This is a genomic window from Streptomyces sp. SID1328, from assembly GCF_009865595.1.
GTDB lineage: Bacteria > Actinomycetota > Actinomycetes > Streptomycetales > Streptomycetaceae > Streptomyces > Streptomyces griseoluteus.
Window position 1 is genome coordinate 1 of sequence record NZ_WWKH01000817.1, and the last position, 321, is coordinate 321.

1 protein-coding gene is annotated in these 321 nt (G+C 67.0%); it reads left to right on the top strand.

Going from position 1 to position 321, the window contains the following annotated elements:
* Positions 1 to 97: 97 nt before the first annotated feature.
* A partial coding sequence (locus GT030_RS25915) for a hypothetical protein (RefSeq protein ID WP_161203178.1) occupies positions 98 to 321 on the top strand: 224 nt, incomplete at its 3' end.

Genomic DNA, 321 nt, shown 5'->3' on the forward strand with positions numbered 1-321 from the left:
CTCACCGACGCCCTGTCCGCCGCCGACACCGCGATGTACGCGGTCAAGGGCCACAGCCGGCGCAACACCCACCACTGACCTCAGAAAGAAGGACGCCATGGGCCTCTTCAGTCGCAAGAACGACAACCCCGAGCCCGCCCGCAACGAGCGCATGACCGAGCTGGGCCGTGACTACGCCATCGCCCGCCGGCACCGCGACACCAAGGCCATGAACCGGATCATGCGCGAGATCGGCACCGACAAGGACGTAACCGACCTCAGCGACTTCCGGTCCGGCCAGGAGTCCTACGACTCCATCCCGCCCATCCCGCGCGGACGTAA